This window comes from Caproicibacterium sp. BJN0003, from assembly GCF_026314295.1.
Lineage (GTDB): Bacteria > Bacillota > Clostridia > Oscillospirales > Acutalibacteraceae > Caproicibacterium.
Genome location: NZ_CP111108.1, coordinates 350972 through 365930, shown reverse-complemented (window position 1 = coordinate 365930; position 14959 = coordinate 350972). Strand labels below are relative to the sequence as shown.

Genomic DNA, 14959 nt, shown 5'->3' with positions numbered 1-14959 from the left:
ATATTTTGCCTTTATTGTAGTATAAGTCCCTAACTAATTAGGGAAATATTTTAATTAATTTATTTTTTCATTCGTAATATTCTATAACTTTTCAATTAAAATCCCGTCATAACTGCAGCTATTAATTGTTTATAATACACAAGGAAAGATCAGTTCAATGCCAAACCCGCTGCCTCCCGAGAATCCATTTTTCAAGTTTACTTCAGCGGAAAGCGCCTCAGCGTATTTTTTCACTAAATAAAGACCCATTCCGGTTGCTTTTTGACGGTCAGGGTGGTTTCCGGTGAACCCTTTCTCAAAAATAAACGGTGCATCCTCCGGCGGAACCCCCGTTCCGTTATCCCTCACGTAAAGATGAATTTTATGATCATCATCGTCCTGCCAGGTGGATACAAAAACTTGTCCGCCTTTTTTTGCTGCGTATTTGACGGCATTACTGAGCAGTTGTGTAATCATAAAGGCAAGAACTTTTCTATCTGAAACAACTGTTGCGGGACTCCATTTCGTCACAAGGTCTATCTGCTTTTCTTCTATAAGAGATACAAATTCTCTGATGACTTCTTGGGCACACTCATCCAATCTAAACCGGGTAAAATTGTAATCCACATGAGTCGTTTGTAAGCGGGCATAATAGAGAATTTTTTCGACATCTTCACTGATCTGCCACCTCGAATGCTCCATCCTGCTGTAAACATACGGGCTCATTTCGTCTTTATGGTTTTCCAACACCAAAGTCATCAGAGACATCGGCGTTTTGATTTCATGCGTCCATGCCTCTATATACTCCTGATAATTCTGCAAATTAAGCTGTTTTTCGTTAAGATCAGCATTTTGCTTTTTAAGCCTTGCATACACCGTTTCAATCACATGCGCCCATGGATCGTCAAGTGTAACGACAAGGGCCTTTTTTGTAGCTTCATTTGGATCATTAAGAAAACTTTCAACCGCATTGATCTCTTTTTTTTGAGTTCGACACTGCAAAAAATAACCAACCCCAATAATGATCGCTGTAAAAAGCAAAATAAACAGGCCTATGCTTTTCATCGCATCCGGACGAAGCAGCCATGTCATCAGGATAAAGGTCAAATCCGTTAACAGCAGCAGAATAAGCCAGCACCCAATTCTTTTTAGAAACAATTTCATAAATCTGAAACCTCCAGCTGATAGCCCTTTCCCCGAATCGTCATGACTGTATTTTTAAGTCCTATTTTGCTAAGGTCCTTGCGAAGCCGCGTCATGTTGACCTGCAGAATATTTTCATCCACAAATTCGTCTGTACCCCATACAAAAGAGATTAATTCCGTACGAGAAACAGGCTCAGGATGCTTCTCCATCAGGAAGCGAAGAATTTTGCCCTCCCTTTCTGGCAATATCAGGTATCTGTCTTTTAAAACCAGTTTATAGGTATCGGTATCGAGCGACAATTTGCCGCACTGAATGACATTCTTCACCTTGCCATAGGTCTGCAAAAGTCTTCCTGCACGGGCAAGCAGCCGATCCGGATGACACGGTTTTATCAAAAAATCGTCCGCTCCAAGGCCAAGCGCTGTCAGTTCATCATTTAGCGTATCACGGGCAGTTAGGATCAGTATTGGGAAAGAGGTTCTTGCTTTTAGCCACTTGCAGAGTTCGAATCCTGATTCACCGGGCAAATTAACATCCAGCACAACAAGATCAGGATGAAGATCAAGGATCTCCTTTTGAGGAGCAGCAAAGGAAGAGATACCCGAGGCCGAGTATCCCTTCTTTTGAAAGGTCATCACAATTTCTTCGCACAAATATTCATCGTCTTCCACTATGACAATTTTTATCAATCGGCTTTACCCCCGATCCGTAATTTCAAGCATCCTGATTTCTCGGCAGGCCGTCCGTTTTACAATGGATATATAAATGATCTCCGTCATAATAAAGACAATGAGTGCAATCGCCGCAAGCGCAGCAACGGTAGCGATTGGAGTGCCGGTCGGCAGTCGTGTAAGATTTGTAAACATGACAAAGATCGCAACAATACTGTTGCAGACCGCAACACTGAGCATAAGTGTAAAAAACATCTGAATCTGTTTTTTTGCAGAACAGCATAAATCTTCCGTATCTGCACCAAGGATCAGCAGGGTAATATATCTGTGCTTATTCTTCCGCTGCTGAATCAGATATTTTAAACCGACCAAAGTATTGGAAATCAACAAAAACAGAATGCCAAGATAAATCGTCAGATAGCTTGCAGCCACAGTATAAAACAGATTCCTTCCGATGCCGCCAAGATAGCTGTCATATTGAAGGCCCGTTCCCGCAAGGCAGCCGTCCATTTTTTGAATTGCCTGCATCAGTCCCAACTCATCCGTTAGGCTCTTCTTTAGGTGTATATTTTGGCAAAACGGTTGTGTATCTTCGGTAAGTTTCTGATACAGCTCATCGGGAACAATCAATGCGGTATAAAGCGTAATGGAACGGTTGGCGACAATGTTGTCGTGATACAGTTGAGGCAAAAGGCTGTATTCTTCTCCGTTGATCCCTATAGTCACCTTGCTCTTCAGCGCTTCATTAAGCAGATCATAGAGGCTGCCTTCTCCGCTGCCCATCGTCGAATAAAGCGCCGCTTTGTTTTCGCTGAGGTCGATCGGCTCTTTTCCCATGGCAGACATCATATGATTATAAGATGTTTCTGACAGAATGTATTCCAAATGAAAGTTCTGCACAAGATTATCAGCTTTCGGAATCTTCTTTAACGCATCGATCATACGGTTTGTATCAAATTTCGTCTTTGTCATAGACAGATAAACGGGGTACGAAGTTTCTATCATTTCATTGATTTTTGGATTTTCTAAAACGGCAGAAATATCCGCTTCTGTTCCCATGATCGAAAAATCGGTGCTTCTCGACTCTGTTGTTCGGCCGATCCCCATGGCAATTCCATAAGAGATACAGGAAAGTGCAATCAACAGAAGCAAGGACGATACTGCGAGGGACTTATGCTCAAACAGTACATTTTCCTGAACCTGACGTCCGGTAAAAGTTGCAAGCCCGGTTGCATTTTGGCTTTTGCGGCTGATTCGCTTGCCGATAAAACCACCAAGTCCGCGGTATAGAAAAAAAGTTCCTAAAATGCCGCACACGAAAAGTATAAGAACAGAAATCATCAAAGCAGATAACTCCGTGCTGCTCAGCTGGAAAATTGCGAAATAATAAGCAATCAGCAATAACAATATTCCGAAAATAAAAAAAGTGCTGCTTTTTCTCTTCGACATTGGTTCCTGTTTTTCGGAAGCATCCGAACTTAAAAGCTTTGCCGGTTCTGTTTTTCCTAACGGGATACAGATAATCAGCATGGAAAGGAGCTGTACCATGACAAAGCCGCAGACTGTCCATAGGATGGCATCCCCGGAAAATGAAATTCTGTGACCGATAATCCCCAAGCCAATAAGTTTCGCTGTTACAAGGCTGATTCCCTCTGTGAGAAACAGGGCCACCGGCAATCCGATCAGCAGGGATATCAGACTGCTCCATAGTGTTTCACACAGCAGGAGGAAAAATAAGCGGCTGCGTTTCATCCCCAGCATAAGATACATGCCAAATTCACGGCGCCGGCTATCTATCTGATACTTACAAGCAAAGTATACCAGAAAAAATACGAAAAACAACGATATCACATACACAAATGGAATCAGCATCATCAGCTTATGAACAGCGTCGCTCTCGATCGTGCTCAAGAAGCGCATAACATCCTGTTTATCCAATGAAAGAAGCGTATAGAAAGCAACAATAGCAATGATGAGAGAGCCGAAGAACAAACCGTTCCCCCTGCGATTTCTGGCAGCATTGCGCCGAATCTGCTTAAAGAACATTTGCGCTTCCTCCTCCCAGCTGAGCCATCACTGTTACAATCCGTTCGTAGAAGAAAGCAGGTATTTCCGCTGCCATGTTTCTTCTGAGCTCGTGGAACAGACGGCCATCCTGGATAAAGAGGATACGGGAACAATAACTTGCTGCATTGGCATCATGAGTAACCATCATAATCGTCTTATGCTGTTCGCTATTAATAAAGGAAAGTTTATCCATTAAAATTTTAGAATTTTTACTGTCCAAAGCGCCCGTAGGCTCATCGGCCAAAACGATGCTCGGATCGGAAATCAAAGCTCTTGCCGCTGCAACACGCTGCTTTTGTCCGCCGGACATCTGTGAAGGGAATTTATCCAAAACGTCTGTAATATCCAATTTTGCGGCAATCTGCCGAATATTATTTTCCGCATTTTCCCCAGTGATTCCGTGCAAAGCCAGTGGGAGGGTAATATTCTCTCTTGCTGTTAGATTATCGAGCAATTCAAACTCCTGAAACAAATAGCCGATCTCTTTGCCGCGGTAGTTTGCTAGCTGCGTCCCGTTAAAGGTCGAGATATCCTTGCCATGCAGAATGATTTTACCGGAACTCGGCTTGATCATGGTCGCAATGCAGTTTAGCAGTGTCGTTTTTCCGGAACCGCTGACCCCCATGATTCCAAGGAATTCCCCTTCCAACACATCAAAACTAATCCCTCTTAGGGCTTCTGTTTTGGTGCTGCCTTTTCCATAGCTCTTTGTCAGACCTTCCACCTGTAAGATTCGATCATTTGCATTCATGGTAAATTCCTCCTGCTCATTGATTGTCTTCATTGTAGCATTCAGAACAGTCAAATACCACTTACAGTTGCTGTAAGGTAAGCTCCCCTAAATAACTATAGAACTTTTTTGTTGTATTACAAAAAAACAACCCACCATTTTAAAATGGTGAGTCTGCATTATAATATTGAAAGTGATTCGAAAAATAGGGCAAAGAGTACATCAGCGTAACCATAAGTGGGCAACTATCGTTCCAAGCCAGCAGGCAAACAATGCTGAAAAAAGATTTAATCCAGCATTCATTCCTCCCATCAGATATTTTCCGTCGGAAAAGAAGGAAATGGTTTCATAACTAAAGGTGGAAAAAGTCGTAAGTCCGCCCATCATTCCGGTCGTCAAAAACATTCTGGAATTTGCAGAAATAGGCCAAGTACTGGAACTTGCCTCCATAATAAATCCCATAACGAATCCACCAAAGATATTTACTATCAGAGTTCCCAGAGGAAAATCCCCAAAATATTTAGCTGTAGCGGTCGAAATCACATAGCGCAGTGCTGCACCAAGAAATCCCCCAAGCCCAACGATCAAAACTTTACTTAATTTCATAACAATAATACCAACCCTCAAGACAAAAATATAGGCTCCTACCTCAATCCCTTAAAGTAGAAGCCATTAGCAATAACTGCATTATAGTGAGCCTCATCACCAAATCACTCTATTAAGAGTATACAATTTGGGGCCTTTTGTAAATATCGAAAAGTTAAAAATATTCTCACACTTTTTATCAGATTTTGTGTTTTTATCACACTTTTGCTGACTCACAAGCTCTTTGAGCCTAAAAGCCTTTTTATTTAATGTTAGATAAAAAGGCAAACACAAGCGATAAGCCATTAAAAAGAAAAAAGTCTGAACGCGAAATGCGCTCAGACTCAGTTTTACTTGGAGCAGGAGAGGGGAATCGAACCCCCATATTCAGCTTGGGAAGCTGATGTTCTGCCACTGAACTACTCCTGCATAATTTGGTGGAACTATGGTTGTTATTTTAACATAAAACAGTCCCCAATGCAAGGGAATCCTATAATGATTTTCATGGAAAAAGGGTTCTTTCTAGTTTCGCTGATTTACATAATACAAAAAAATATTTTTATGATTTTGTTTTTCCCCTATAGTATTCCACACTTTCCACTGGCTTTTCCACAAATCAATTCGAAGAAAGGGCGAAAATCAGCCGATTGAGGGGTGGTTTTCCACAATTTCCACCGCCAAGCTGTCAAAACTTTCCCCGGACAAACTGTTTACATAAGTTTCTAAAAAACTAAAATTATGTGTTTGACAGAACAGCTTACTCTTGATATTTAAGCCTTCTAAATAATCGTCTTTATAATTGTAAAAAGCCGCAGAGACTTCGTCAATAAAGACAAAATCCCTACGGCTTTTTTATCTCAATTTCAATGAGAATCAATCCAGCTTTTTATCTGCAACTTCCTTTTGTGCACGCGCAATAAAATCTTTGACAGCCATTGTTCCGAGATCTCCCTCTTTACGATGACGTACAGAAATTTCTCCGCTCTCAACTTCCTTATCGCCAATTACCAACATATAAGGAGTCTTCTGCAGCTGCGCTTCGCGGATCTTATAACCAATCTTTTCATTTCTCATATCGCTTTCTACCCGCAGACCGGCATCTTCCAATTCTTTCTGCAGCTTTTCACAATAATCGTGATGGCGTTCACTAATCGGCAGAATCTGTACCTGCACCGGAGAAAGCCACATCGGGAATGCACCGGCAAAGTGTTCGGTAAGAATTCCAATAAAGCGCTCCACCGAACCAAATACAACACGGTGAATCATAATCGGACGATGCTTTTGCCCATCTGCGCCTGTATATTCCAGTTCAAAACGCTCTGGCAGCTGGAAGTCCAACTGAATGGTTCCGCACTGCCATGTACGGCCTAAGCAGTCCTGCAGATGGAAATCCAGCTTCGGTCCATAGAATGCGCCATCGCCCTCATTAATGTCATAGTCATACCCGAGTTCCGTAATCGCTTCGCGCAAAACATTCGTCGCATTATCCCAAGTCGCCTTATCTCCCATATGATCTTCCGGCATGGTCGAAAGTTCAATATGATACGGGAATCCAAAAGTCTTATAAACGCTGTCGATCAAGCGCACCACACCTTTGATCTCGTCTTTCATCTGATCGGGCGTCATAAAGATATGCGCATCATCCTGATTGAAGCAGCGCACACGCATTAAGCCATGCAAAGCACCGGAAAGTTCATGACGATGAACAAGACCAATCTCACCCATTCTCAGCGGCAGATCTTTATAGGAACGCATCTTTGTCTTATAGACCAGCATTCCACCGGGGCAGTTCATCGGCTTAATTGCATAATCTTCATTGTCGATCACCGTAGTATACATATTATTCTTATAATGTGCCCAGTGGCCGCTGCGCTCCCAAAGCTTCCGGCTCAAAATCACCGGCGTACTGATTTCCTGATAGCCGGCCTTCTTATGCACTTCGCGCCAGTAATCCAGCAGCAGATTTTTGAGAATCATTCCCTTTGGCAGGAAGAACGGGAATCCGGGGCCTTCATCCATAATCGTAAAGAGCTCCAGTTCTTTTCCCAGTTTACGATGATCCCTCTTCTTTGCTTCTTCCAGCATCTTTACATAGGTATCAAGGTCCGCACTCTTCGGGAAGGAAATTCCATAAACACGCTGCAACATCTTATTTTTAGCATCTGCACGCCAATAAGCGCCGGTGCAGTTCGTTAGTTTCACTGCTTTTACTTTTCCGGTGCTCAAAAGATGAGGACCGGCGCAAAGGTCAATATAATCGCCCTGCTTATAGAAAGTGATTTTTTCACCCTTGCCGCTGTGTTCTTCAATCAGTTCCACTTTGTAATCCTGGTGTAAATCTTTCATCAGCTTTAATGCATCTTGTGCCGACATCTCTACCCGCTTTAGTGGAATATCTTCCTTGATAATCTTCTTCATCTCAGTCTCAATCGCAGTGAGATCTTCCGGAGTGAGCGTTCTGGGCAGATCGAAATCATAGTAAAATCCATTATCGATCGCAGGCCCGATCGCAAATTTCGCATCAGGGAATAAGTGCTGAACCGCTTGCGCCATGATATGAGAAGTAGTATGCCAATAAGCACGTTTCCCGTCCACCTGGTCAAACGTTAAAATCTCCAGCTCGCAGTCCTCTGTCAGTGGAGTCCGCAGATCGACTACTTTTCCATTCAGCTTTCCAGCGCAGGCAGCCTTATAAAGTCCCATTCCGATGCTTTTGGCAACTTCTGCAACTGTGATTCCGGATTCGAACTCCCTTGGTTCGCCTTTTAAAGATACCTGAATCATTTTTCTGCTCCTTTTCTTTATATAATATATAATGTTTTTAGAGAGGCAGCTGATAAAATAAAAAAGCCCTGCCCCACCTAAAATGGGGCAAGACTTGATTTGTCTCACGGTTCCACCCATATTCTCCCGCTTAAAACGGGACTCATTAAAAAAGCTTCTAACGGTGCTTTTCCGGCATTCCTCTTCGGCATGCAGCTCGGAGGTGGTAGTCCTTGCAGTTGTGTTCGGTGCAAAAGCTTTCAGCCTAAGACTTTTGCTCTCTGATCCAAAGCCAATCTGCGGCTTCCTCGTCATCGCTTTTTATTTAAATATCACCCGGTAATCCCCGGATAAGAGTCATGTTATCACCGTTTTCTTTCCTTGTCAAGCGATCAGAATTTTTATTCCAAATTCTTTTGGCTGCAGAACCCTTTGGAAAAGGACGATCCATTCTTGACAATCCCCCTCTTTGCGGTATACAATTATAAAGAATGCACGATTGGAATATTCATGACTGCATTTTTGGGAATGACGCACCCAATTCTCTTGATATTTTCAAAATCAATTTCTTAAAAAATCTTTATTAAAAGGAGGTGCCCCTAAAATTGAATACTTTCACAGCAATCCTCATCGCAGCAATTTGTGCAGCGGTGGCTGGTGTTGTGTGTTTTTTTGCCGGTTCTGCACATCGAAAAAAGGCAGCTGAAGCTGCGATTGGCTCTGCAGAAGAAGAAGCCAAGCGGATCGTAAGCGATGCTCTAAAAAATGCAGAATCCAAAAAGAAAGAAACCTTGCTGGAAGGAAAAGACGAGTTGCATAAACTGCGCTCAGAAGCGGAAAAGGAAATTAACGACCGCCGCAAAGAAGTACAGCGACAGGAACGAAGGATCCAGCAAAAGGAAGAATTTCTAGACAAAAAATCAGAAACATTTGATGCAAAATCCGAAACTCTGCAGCAAAAGCTTAAAGATGCAGATCAAAAGCTAGCAGATGCAGAAGAGGTTAAAAAGAGTCAGTTGGAAATGTTGGAAAAGATCTCTGGTTATACAGCAGATCAGGCGAAAGAATATCTGCTCAAAGACCTTGACAATGAACTGACCCACGAAAAAGCAGCCAAGCTGATGACCATGGAGCAGCAGATGAAAGATAATTCCGACCAAATGGCTCGAGAGATTATCTCTATGGCAATTCAGCGCTGTGCTGCAGACCATGTAGCAGAAGCGACCATCAGTGTTGTTCCGCTGCCAAATGATGAAATGAAAGGCCGCATTATCGGCCGTGAGGGACGCAATATCCGGGCAATTGAAACGATGACCGGAGTCGATCTGATTATTGATGACACACCAGAAGCAATTACCATTTCCAGTTTTGACCCGGTTCGCCGCGAAATTGCACGAATTGCATTGGAAAGACTGATCTCCGACGGCCGGATTCATCCAGCCAGAATCGAAGAAATGGTGGATAAAGCCCGCCATGAAGTGGACGCGACCATTAAGCAGGAAGGTGAACGAGCTGTTATTGAGGCCGGTGTAAACGGTCTGCATCCTGAATTGATCAAACTTCTGGGACGATTGCGTTATCGTACCAGCTATGGGCAGAACGTGCTCAATCATTCTCTTGAAGTTGCTTCCCTTTGTGGAATTATGGCAAGCGAACTCGGAATGGATCCGACTGTTGCGAGAAGAGCCGGTCTTTTACATGATATTGGAAAATCCCTGGATCACGAGATGGAAGGTTCCCATGTAGATATCGGCGTTGATGTCGCCCGTAAGTACAAGGAAAGCGAAGCAATCATTCATGCGATTGCCGCACATCACAATGATATTGAACCTAAAACGGTAATTGCCTGTCTTGTTCAGGCTGCCGATGCAATCAGTGCCGCTCGTCCCGGCGCTAGGAGAGAGAATCTGGAAAACTACATCAAGCGCCTTGAAAAGCTTGAAGAAGTCGCTTCCAGTTTTGAAGGGGTTGCAAGCTGCTATGCCATCCAAGCAGGTCGCGAAATCCGCGTAATGGTAAAGCCTGAAGTCATCAGCGACGATCAGATGGTTCTGCTTGCCCGCGAAATTTGTAACAAGATTGAAAATGAGCTTGAATATCCCGGTCAGATCAAGGTAAACATTATTCGTGAGAGCCGCGCTTCTGACTATGCAAAATAAACTTTTGCGGTTAAACCGCATGCTTTTCTTTTGAAATCTTGCGCCTGTCTGACTTTTCAGACGGGCGTTTTTTATGCTTTAAAGCTGCACTGCTCTTGCCTTTTGGAATTTTTTCCGCCATAATAGGAAACAGTTGAAAATAGAATCGAGGAATTCTAAAATGAATCTTTTTGCAATCGGAGATGTCGTCGGCAGTATTGGATGCCGATTTCTTCGGGAAAAACTGCCCGCTTTTAAAAAATATAAAGGGATCGATCTGGTAATTGCTAACGGCGAAAACAGTGCCGACGGCAATGGCCTGACTCCTTCCTCTGCACGCTATCTTTTTGACAGCGGCGTCGATGTGCTTACTGGCGGCAATCACAGTTTTCGCAGAAAAGAAAGCTATGAGCTTTATGACACCTGTGAAACGCTTTTGCGGCCCGCAAACTTTCCGGTTTCCGCTCCTGGAAGAGGATTTACCGTAGTTGATATGGGCCGCATTCAGGTGGGAGTTCTCAACTTAATGGGGGTTGTCTATCTGGAGTCTTTGGAATCCCCCTATGATTGTGCTGATCGTCTTTTAAAAAATGCGCCTAAGATTACCGTGGTGGATTTTCATGCAGAAGCAACCGGAGAAAAGCGCAGTCTCGCCTATTATCTGGATGGAAAAGTCAGCGCAATTTGGGGAACTCATACTCATGTTCAAACAGCCGATGACTGCCTGCTACCAAAAGGCACAGGCTATATTTCCGACCTCGGAATGACCGGTACGATCGAATCTGTATTGGGAGTCAAGCCGGAACTGACGATTGAGAAAGCCCGCACCAAAATGCCGGTTCGCTTTGATCTTTTGCAGGAAGGTCCCTGTAAAATGGACGGATGTCTCTTTGGCATCGATGAAAAAACCGGGCGCTGCCTTTCTGCAGAGCGAATTGAGCTCACTTAAAAGTGTTTTATCTTTTACACATATTGTCCCATCACAGCGGAAAAGATTCAGGTTGAATCCGTTTATCGATTGTGATATAATATTGGATATTAAAAGCATGGAAGCGGTCTGAACCGCCTTATGAAGAGGAGTGTCGATATGATCAACGGAACTGATCTTCGCAACGCTATGATTTCAGCTGCGAACAATATCGCAAAGCATAAATCCAGCATTGATAAACTGAATATTTTTCCGGTCCCCGATGGAGATACCGGAACCAATATGTCTATGACTATCGGAAATGCCGCCGCTGAACTTGAAAAAGTAACAGAAGAAAAAACAGCCGGCGAAGTAACCCACATTGCAGCAAGTGCTCTATTGCGTGGTGCCCGTGGAAATTCCGGAGTCATTCTTTCTTTGCTTTTCCGTGGGTTCTCAAAAGGAACCGAAGGAATGGACACGCTTGGCGGAAGCGATCTTGTCAACGCACTGGGAATCGGTGTGGAAGCTGCCTATAAAGCAGTCATGAAACCGGCTGAAGGAACAATCTTAACCGTCTCCCGCGTTGCCTGCGAAAAAGGAAAAGCTGCCGCAGCAATCGATGATGATCCGGTTTATGTATGGAGTGCCGTTTGTAAGGGCGCTGCAGAGGCTCTGGAAAACACGCCTGAACTTTTACCGGTTCTTAAAAAAGCTGGTGTTGTGGATGCAGGCGGAAAAGGGCTCTGCTATATTTTTGAAGGCATGATGAGTGTTTTCCGTGACGGCGTCATCATCGAAAACGATGGGGATGAAGAGGAAAAAAACGCTTCTGCTTCTCTAAGCGATGATTTCTTCCGCAATGCTGCAGCTGAATTTGATCAGGAAATTCACTACACTTATTGCACCGAATTTATTGTTGGGCGTAATCCCGAGATTCAGAAAGACCCAGAAGAACTTCGTACTTTCCTCGAAACCATGGGCGACTGTGTTGTAGTGGTTTCAGACGATGAGATCATCAAAGTTCATGTGCATACAGAAGATCCAGGAAACGCTTTGGAAGCTGCTCTTGTCTTTGGTCAGCTATTGACTGTAAAAGTTGACAACATGAAAGAACAGCACCGCAAAGCACAGGCGACAGAAGCTGCTAAAAAAGAAGAACTCAAAAAAGCAGAGTTGAAATCTGTAGAACCTACGGAAGAAATCGGATTTATTTCTGTAGCTGCAGGAGAAGGACTCGCAACCCTCTTTAAAGATCTTGGATGCACTCATGTTGTAAGCGGCGGTCAAACGATGAATCCCAGTACAGAAGACATTTTGGAAGCTGTCAAAGCAACTCCGGCCAAAAATGTTATGATTCTGCCGAATAACAAAAATATTATTATGGCCGCTGAACAGTGCATTCCGCTCGTCACCGACCGTAAAGTTATTGTTTTGCCCACCCGCACGATTCCACAGGGACTTTCTGCCATGCTTTCTTATGATCCGGAATCCACTACGGAAGAAAATTCCGTTAAAATGATGGAAGCTGCCGGGAATGTAAATACCGGCATGGTTACTTTTGCCGCTCGTGATAGTGAGTTCGGTGGCCATAAGATGAAACAAGGCGACATTCTTGGCCTTGAAAACGGCAAAATGAAGCTGATTGAAAAAGATTATGTTCATACTTGCAGCAAATTAACCCGCTCCATGGTAAATCGTGCTACCTCCTTTATCACCATTATCTATGGCCAGGATGTAACCGAAGAGCAGGCAAATGATGCTTATAACCGCATCAAATCCCATGTAAGTTCCGATATTGAAGTCACTTTAGTAAACGGTGGTCAGCCGGTTTATTACTTTATCATTTCAGTTGAATAATTCCAATTGAAAACCACCAAAAAGGTTGGGGTTTTTCGTGTCTCTTTTTTCGGTTCCAATTTCAAATTTAAAAGGCGTCGGCAAAAAACGTGCTCCTCTTTTCCAAAAAATCGGAGCGCTTTCTGTCGGCGCTTTATTGCGCCTTTATCCACGTACCTATGAAGATTGGAACCACCGTTCTACCGTTTCTGATGCTGTTCCAGGGACTGTTTGTGCCATTCGGGCAACAGTTTCTTCGATTGGTTCTCCTGTCCGGGTTCATGGCGGAATGATTCTGATTAAGGGCACTGCAGAAGATGAAACTGGGATTCTGAATCTGACCTTTTTTAATAATCCCTATATTCCACACCTTTTGATTCCTGACAGCACCTATATTTTCTACGGAAAAGTAACGGAAAATTTCGGGCACAAAGAAATGGCTTCTCCTGCATTTCTTTTAGAAGAACGCTGTACAGGGCTTCGGCCAATCTATCCGCAGACAAAGGGTCTCACCAGCCGTATGATCGAAAACGCAGTCCGCGAAGCTTTGCGCCTGCTGCCGGAAACGATCAAAGATCCAATTCCCTCTCCTCTGCGCAAGGAAGAAGGACTCTGCTATCTGCGGTTTGCTCTCGAAAATATTCATTGCCCCAAAGACACCGAATCCATGGAAACTGCACGCAGACGGCTAATTTTTGAAGAACTTCTTGTGCTGCAATTAGGGCTTCTTTCTATGAAAAGCCATACCCGCGAAAAGAGCAAATTTTGTGTCAAGGCTGAATACACAAAGGAATTTTGGGGTCTTCTTCCCTTTTCCCCTACCAATGCGCAAAAACGCGCCGTAGAAGAATCGATTGCGGATTTAATGAGCGGAAATCCAATGAATCGTCTGATTCAAGGTGACGTTGGCAGTGGTAAAACCGTTGTTGCAGCTGCGCTTTGCCATACAATGGCGAAAAATAAGATTCAATCGGCGCTGATGGTCCCGACCGATATTCTTGCCCATCAGCATTTTGCTTCGCTTTCTCCCCTTCTCGGGAGATGTGGAATTCGAGTTGGCCTTTTGACCGGCTCGATGAAAGCAAAAGAAAAACGAGAAATAAAATCCGCCCTGCTTTCGGGAGAAATTGATGTTTTGATCGGTACCCATGCAATTCTCACGCAGGATGTGCAGTTCCAAAATCTCGGCCTTGTCATCACGGACGAGCAGCACCGGTTCGGGGTTCGGCAAAGGGCGGAACTTGCAGAAAAATCAAAAGGCACCCATGTGCTTGTCATGAGTGCAACGCCGATTCCAAGGACACTGGCGCTTATTATTTATGGAGACTTAGACCTTTCAGTGATTGACGAACTTCCTCCCGGCAGACAAAAAATAAAAACCTTTTGGATTACCGGAGACAAACGTCGGCGTGCAATCGGTTTTTTGGAAAAGCAGGTAAAGCTTCATCGGCAATGCTATGTGATCTGTCCCATGATTGAGGACGGGAGCGAAAAAGCCAGCGTCACAGGATATGCAAAAAAGCTAAAAAAGGAACTGCCTTCCTGCCGAATCGGTGCTCTTCATGGGCGAATGAAAGCAACAGAAAAAGATAAAATCATGGAAGATTTTTCTGCCGGAAACCTTGATATTCTTGTCTCAACAACCGTCGTAGAAGTTGGCGTAGATGTTCCGAATGCAACCGTTATGCTGATTGAGAATGCAGAACAGTATGGGCTTTCACAGCTGCATCAGCTGCGCGGACGAGTCGGGCGCGGTAAATTTCAATCTTATTGTATTTTAATTTCCGACGCGCAAAACGATAATGCACAGGCAAGGATGAAGGCAATGTGCGAAACGCAGGACGGCTTTGAGATCGCCGACCGGGATTTAAAGCTGCGTGGCCCCGGAGATTTCTTTGGAGACCGACAGCATGGTCTTCCTCAATTAAAAATCGCCGACATCAACACCGATTTGGCAGTTCTCAAGCGAACGCAAACGATTGCCCGCTCTCTTTTAGCGGAAGATCCTGAGCTTAAAAATGAAGATCACCGCGGTCTTTGCGCAGAAGTGCGGCTTCTTTTCCAATCTCTTGAGTCTTCTTAAAATAAATGAAAAATCATAAAAATGGACTGCCCAAAATCTTTGGCAGCCCGT

The 14959-nt window shown here is 43.9% G+C and carries 11 protein-coding genes, 1 tRNA gene and 1 riboswitch; of the genes, 4 read left to right on the top strand and 8 right to left on the bottom strand.

The genetic code is table 11. From position 1 onward, the window contains the following. Positions 1 to 129: 129 nt before the first annotated feature. The 8 genes from OP489_RS01735 to OP489_RS01700 form a co-directional block, all read right to left on the bottom strand. The gene (locus OP489_RS01735; RefSeq protein ID WP_266162661.1) at positions 130 to 1143 is read right to left on the bottom strand and encodes a sensor histidine kinase; all 1014 of its coding nucleotides are present in this window, start codon (positions 1141 to 1143) and stop codon (positions 130 to 132) included. Beyond that, entirely contained in the window at positions 1140 to 1814 is a 675-nt protein-coding gene (locus OP489_RS01730) for a response regulator transcription factor (RefSeq protein WP_266162660.1), read from the bottom strand. Before OP489_RS01730 ends, OP489_RS01735 begins: the two co-directional genes overlap by 4 nt. Positions 1815 to 1820: 6 nt before the next feature. Further along, positions 1821 to 3842 carry an FtsX-like permease family protein gene (locus OP489_RS01725; protein WP_266162659.1) on the bottom strand — a complete coding sequence of 674 codons (2022 nt, stop codon included), beginning with the start codon at positions 3840 to 3842 and terminating at the stop codon, positions 1821 to 1823. Next, complete coding sequence (locus OP489_RS01720; RefSeq protein ID WP_266162658.1) at positions 3832 to 4614, bottom strand: ABC transporter ATP-binding protein; 783 nt, start codon at positions 4612 to 4614, stop codon at positions 3832 to 3834. Before OP489_RS01720 ends, OP489_RS01725 begins: the two co-directional genes overlap by 11 nt. A 201-nt stretch (positions 4615 to 4815) precedes the next feature. Then, positions 4816 to 5199 (bottom strand): fluoride efflux transporter CrcB, encoded by a 384-nt coding sequence (gene crcB / locus OP489_RS01715; RefSeq protein ID WP_266162657.1) that lies wholly within the window; start codon positions 5197 to 5199, stop codon positions 4816 to 4818. A gap of 50 nt (positions 5200 to 5249) precedes the next feature. Further along, a riboswitch (Fluoride riboswitch) is annotated at positions 5250 to 5309 on the bottom strand. A 224-nt stretch (positions 5310 to 5533) separates the two neighbouring features. Continuing rightward, positions 5534 to 5607 (bottom strand) — tRNA-Gly (locus tag OP489_RS01710). A 444-nt stretch (positions 5608 to 6051) separates the two neighbouring features. Beyond that, a complete protein-coding gene (thrS, locus tag OP489_RS01705; protein ID WP_266162656.1) occupies positions 6052 to 7962 on the bottom strand; it encodes a threonine--tRNA ligase in 1911 nt (636 codons plus the stop codon). 304 nt (positions 7963 to 8266) lie between these two features. Next, positions 8267 to 8392: a hypothetical protein gene (locus tag OP489_RS01700; RefSeq protein WP_266162655.1), complete on the bottom strand. Its 126-nt coding sequence runs from the start codon at positions 8390 to 8392 to the stop codon at positions 8267 to 8269. A gap of 154 nt (positions 8393 to 8546) precedes the next feature. On the opposite strand from OP489_RS01700, the gene rny reads away from it, so the two are divergent. From rny to recG, 4 genes are all read left to right on the top strand, one after another. Beyond that, positions 8547 to 10100, top strand: a complete 1554-nt coding sequence (gene rny / locus OP489_RS01695; RefSeq protein ID WP_266162654.1) for a ribonuclease Y — start codon at positions 8547 to 8549, stop codon at positions 10098 to 10100. Between the two features lie 160 nt (positions 10101 to 10260). Further along, a complete protein-coding gene (locus OP489_RS01690) occupies positions 10261 to 11028 on the top strand; it encodes a TIGR00282 family metallophosphoesterase (RefSeq protein WP_266162653.1) in 768 nt (255 codons plus the stop codon). Between the two features lie 138 nt (positions 11029 to 11166). Next, positions 11167 to 12846, top strand: coding sequence for a DAK2 domain-containing protein (locus OP489_RS01685; RefSeq protein WP_266162652.1), 1680 nt, complete (start codon positions 11167 to 11169; stop codon positions 12844 to 12846). A gap of 37 nt (positions 12847 to 12883) precedes the next feature. After that, complete coding sequence (recG, locus tag OP489_RS01680; protein WP_266162651.1) at positions 12884 to 14908, top strand: ATP-dependent DNA helicase RecG; 2025 nt, start codon at positions 12884 to 12886, stop codon at positions 14906 to 14908. Positions 14909 to 14959 lie beyond the last annotated feature (51 nt).

What these genes read in the sequence shown, in the direction of transcription:
- OP489_RS01690 (WP_266162653.1), top strand. Translation starts at nt 10,261, where the DNA reads ATGAATCTTTTTGCAATCGGAGATGTCGTCGGCAGTATTGGATGCCGA.
- OP489_RS01700 (WP_266162655.1), bottom strand. Translation starts at nt 8,392, where the DNA reads ATGGATCGTCCTTTTCCAAAGGGTTCTGCAGCCAAAAGAATTTGGAAT.
- thrS (WP_266162656.1), bottom strand. Translation starts at nt 7,962, where the DNA reads ATGATTCAGGTATCTTTAAAAGGCGAACCAAGGGAGTTCGAATCCGGA.
- OP489_RS01720 (WP_266162658.1), bottom strand. Translation starts at nt 4,614, where the DNA reads ATGAATGCAAATGATCGAATCTTACAGGTGGAAGGTCTGACAAAGAGC.
- OP489_RS01735 (WP_266162661.1), bottom strand. Translation starts at nt 1,143, where the DNA reads ATGAAATTGTTTCTAAAAAGAATTGGGTGCTGGCTTATTCTGCTGCTG.
- OP489_RS01725 (WP_266162659.1), bottom strand. Translation starts at nt 3,842, where the DNA reads ATGTTCTTTAAGCAGATTCGGCGCAATGCTGCCAGAAATCGCAGGGGG.
- OP489_RS01685 (WP_266162652.1), top strand. Translation starts at nt 11,167, where the DNA reads ATGATCAACGGAACTGATCTTCGCAACGCTATGATTTCAGCTGCGAAC.
- crcB (WP_266162657.1), bottom strand. Translation starts at nt 5,199, where the DNA reads ATGAAATTAAGTAAAGTTTTGATCGTTGGGCTTGGGGGATTTCTTGGT.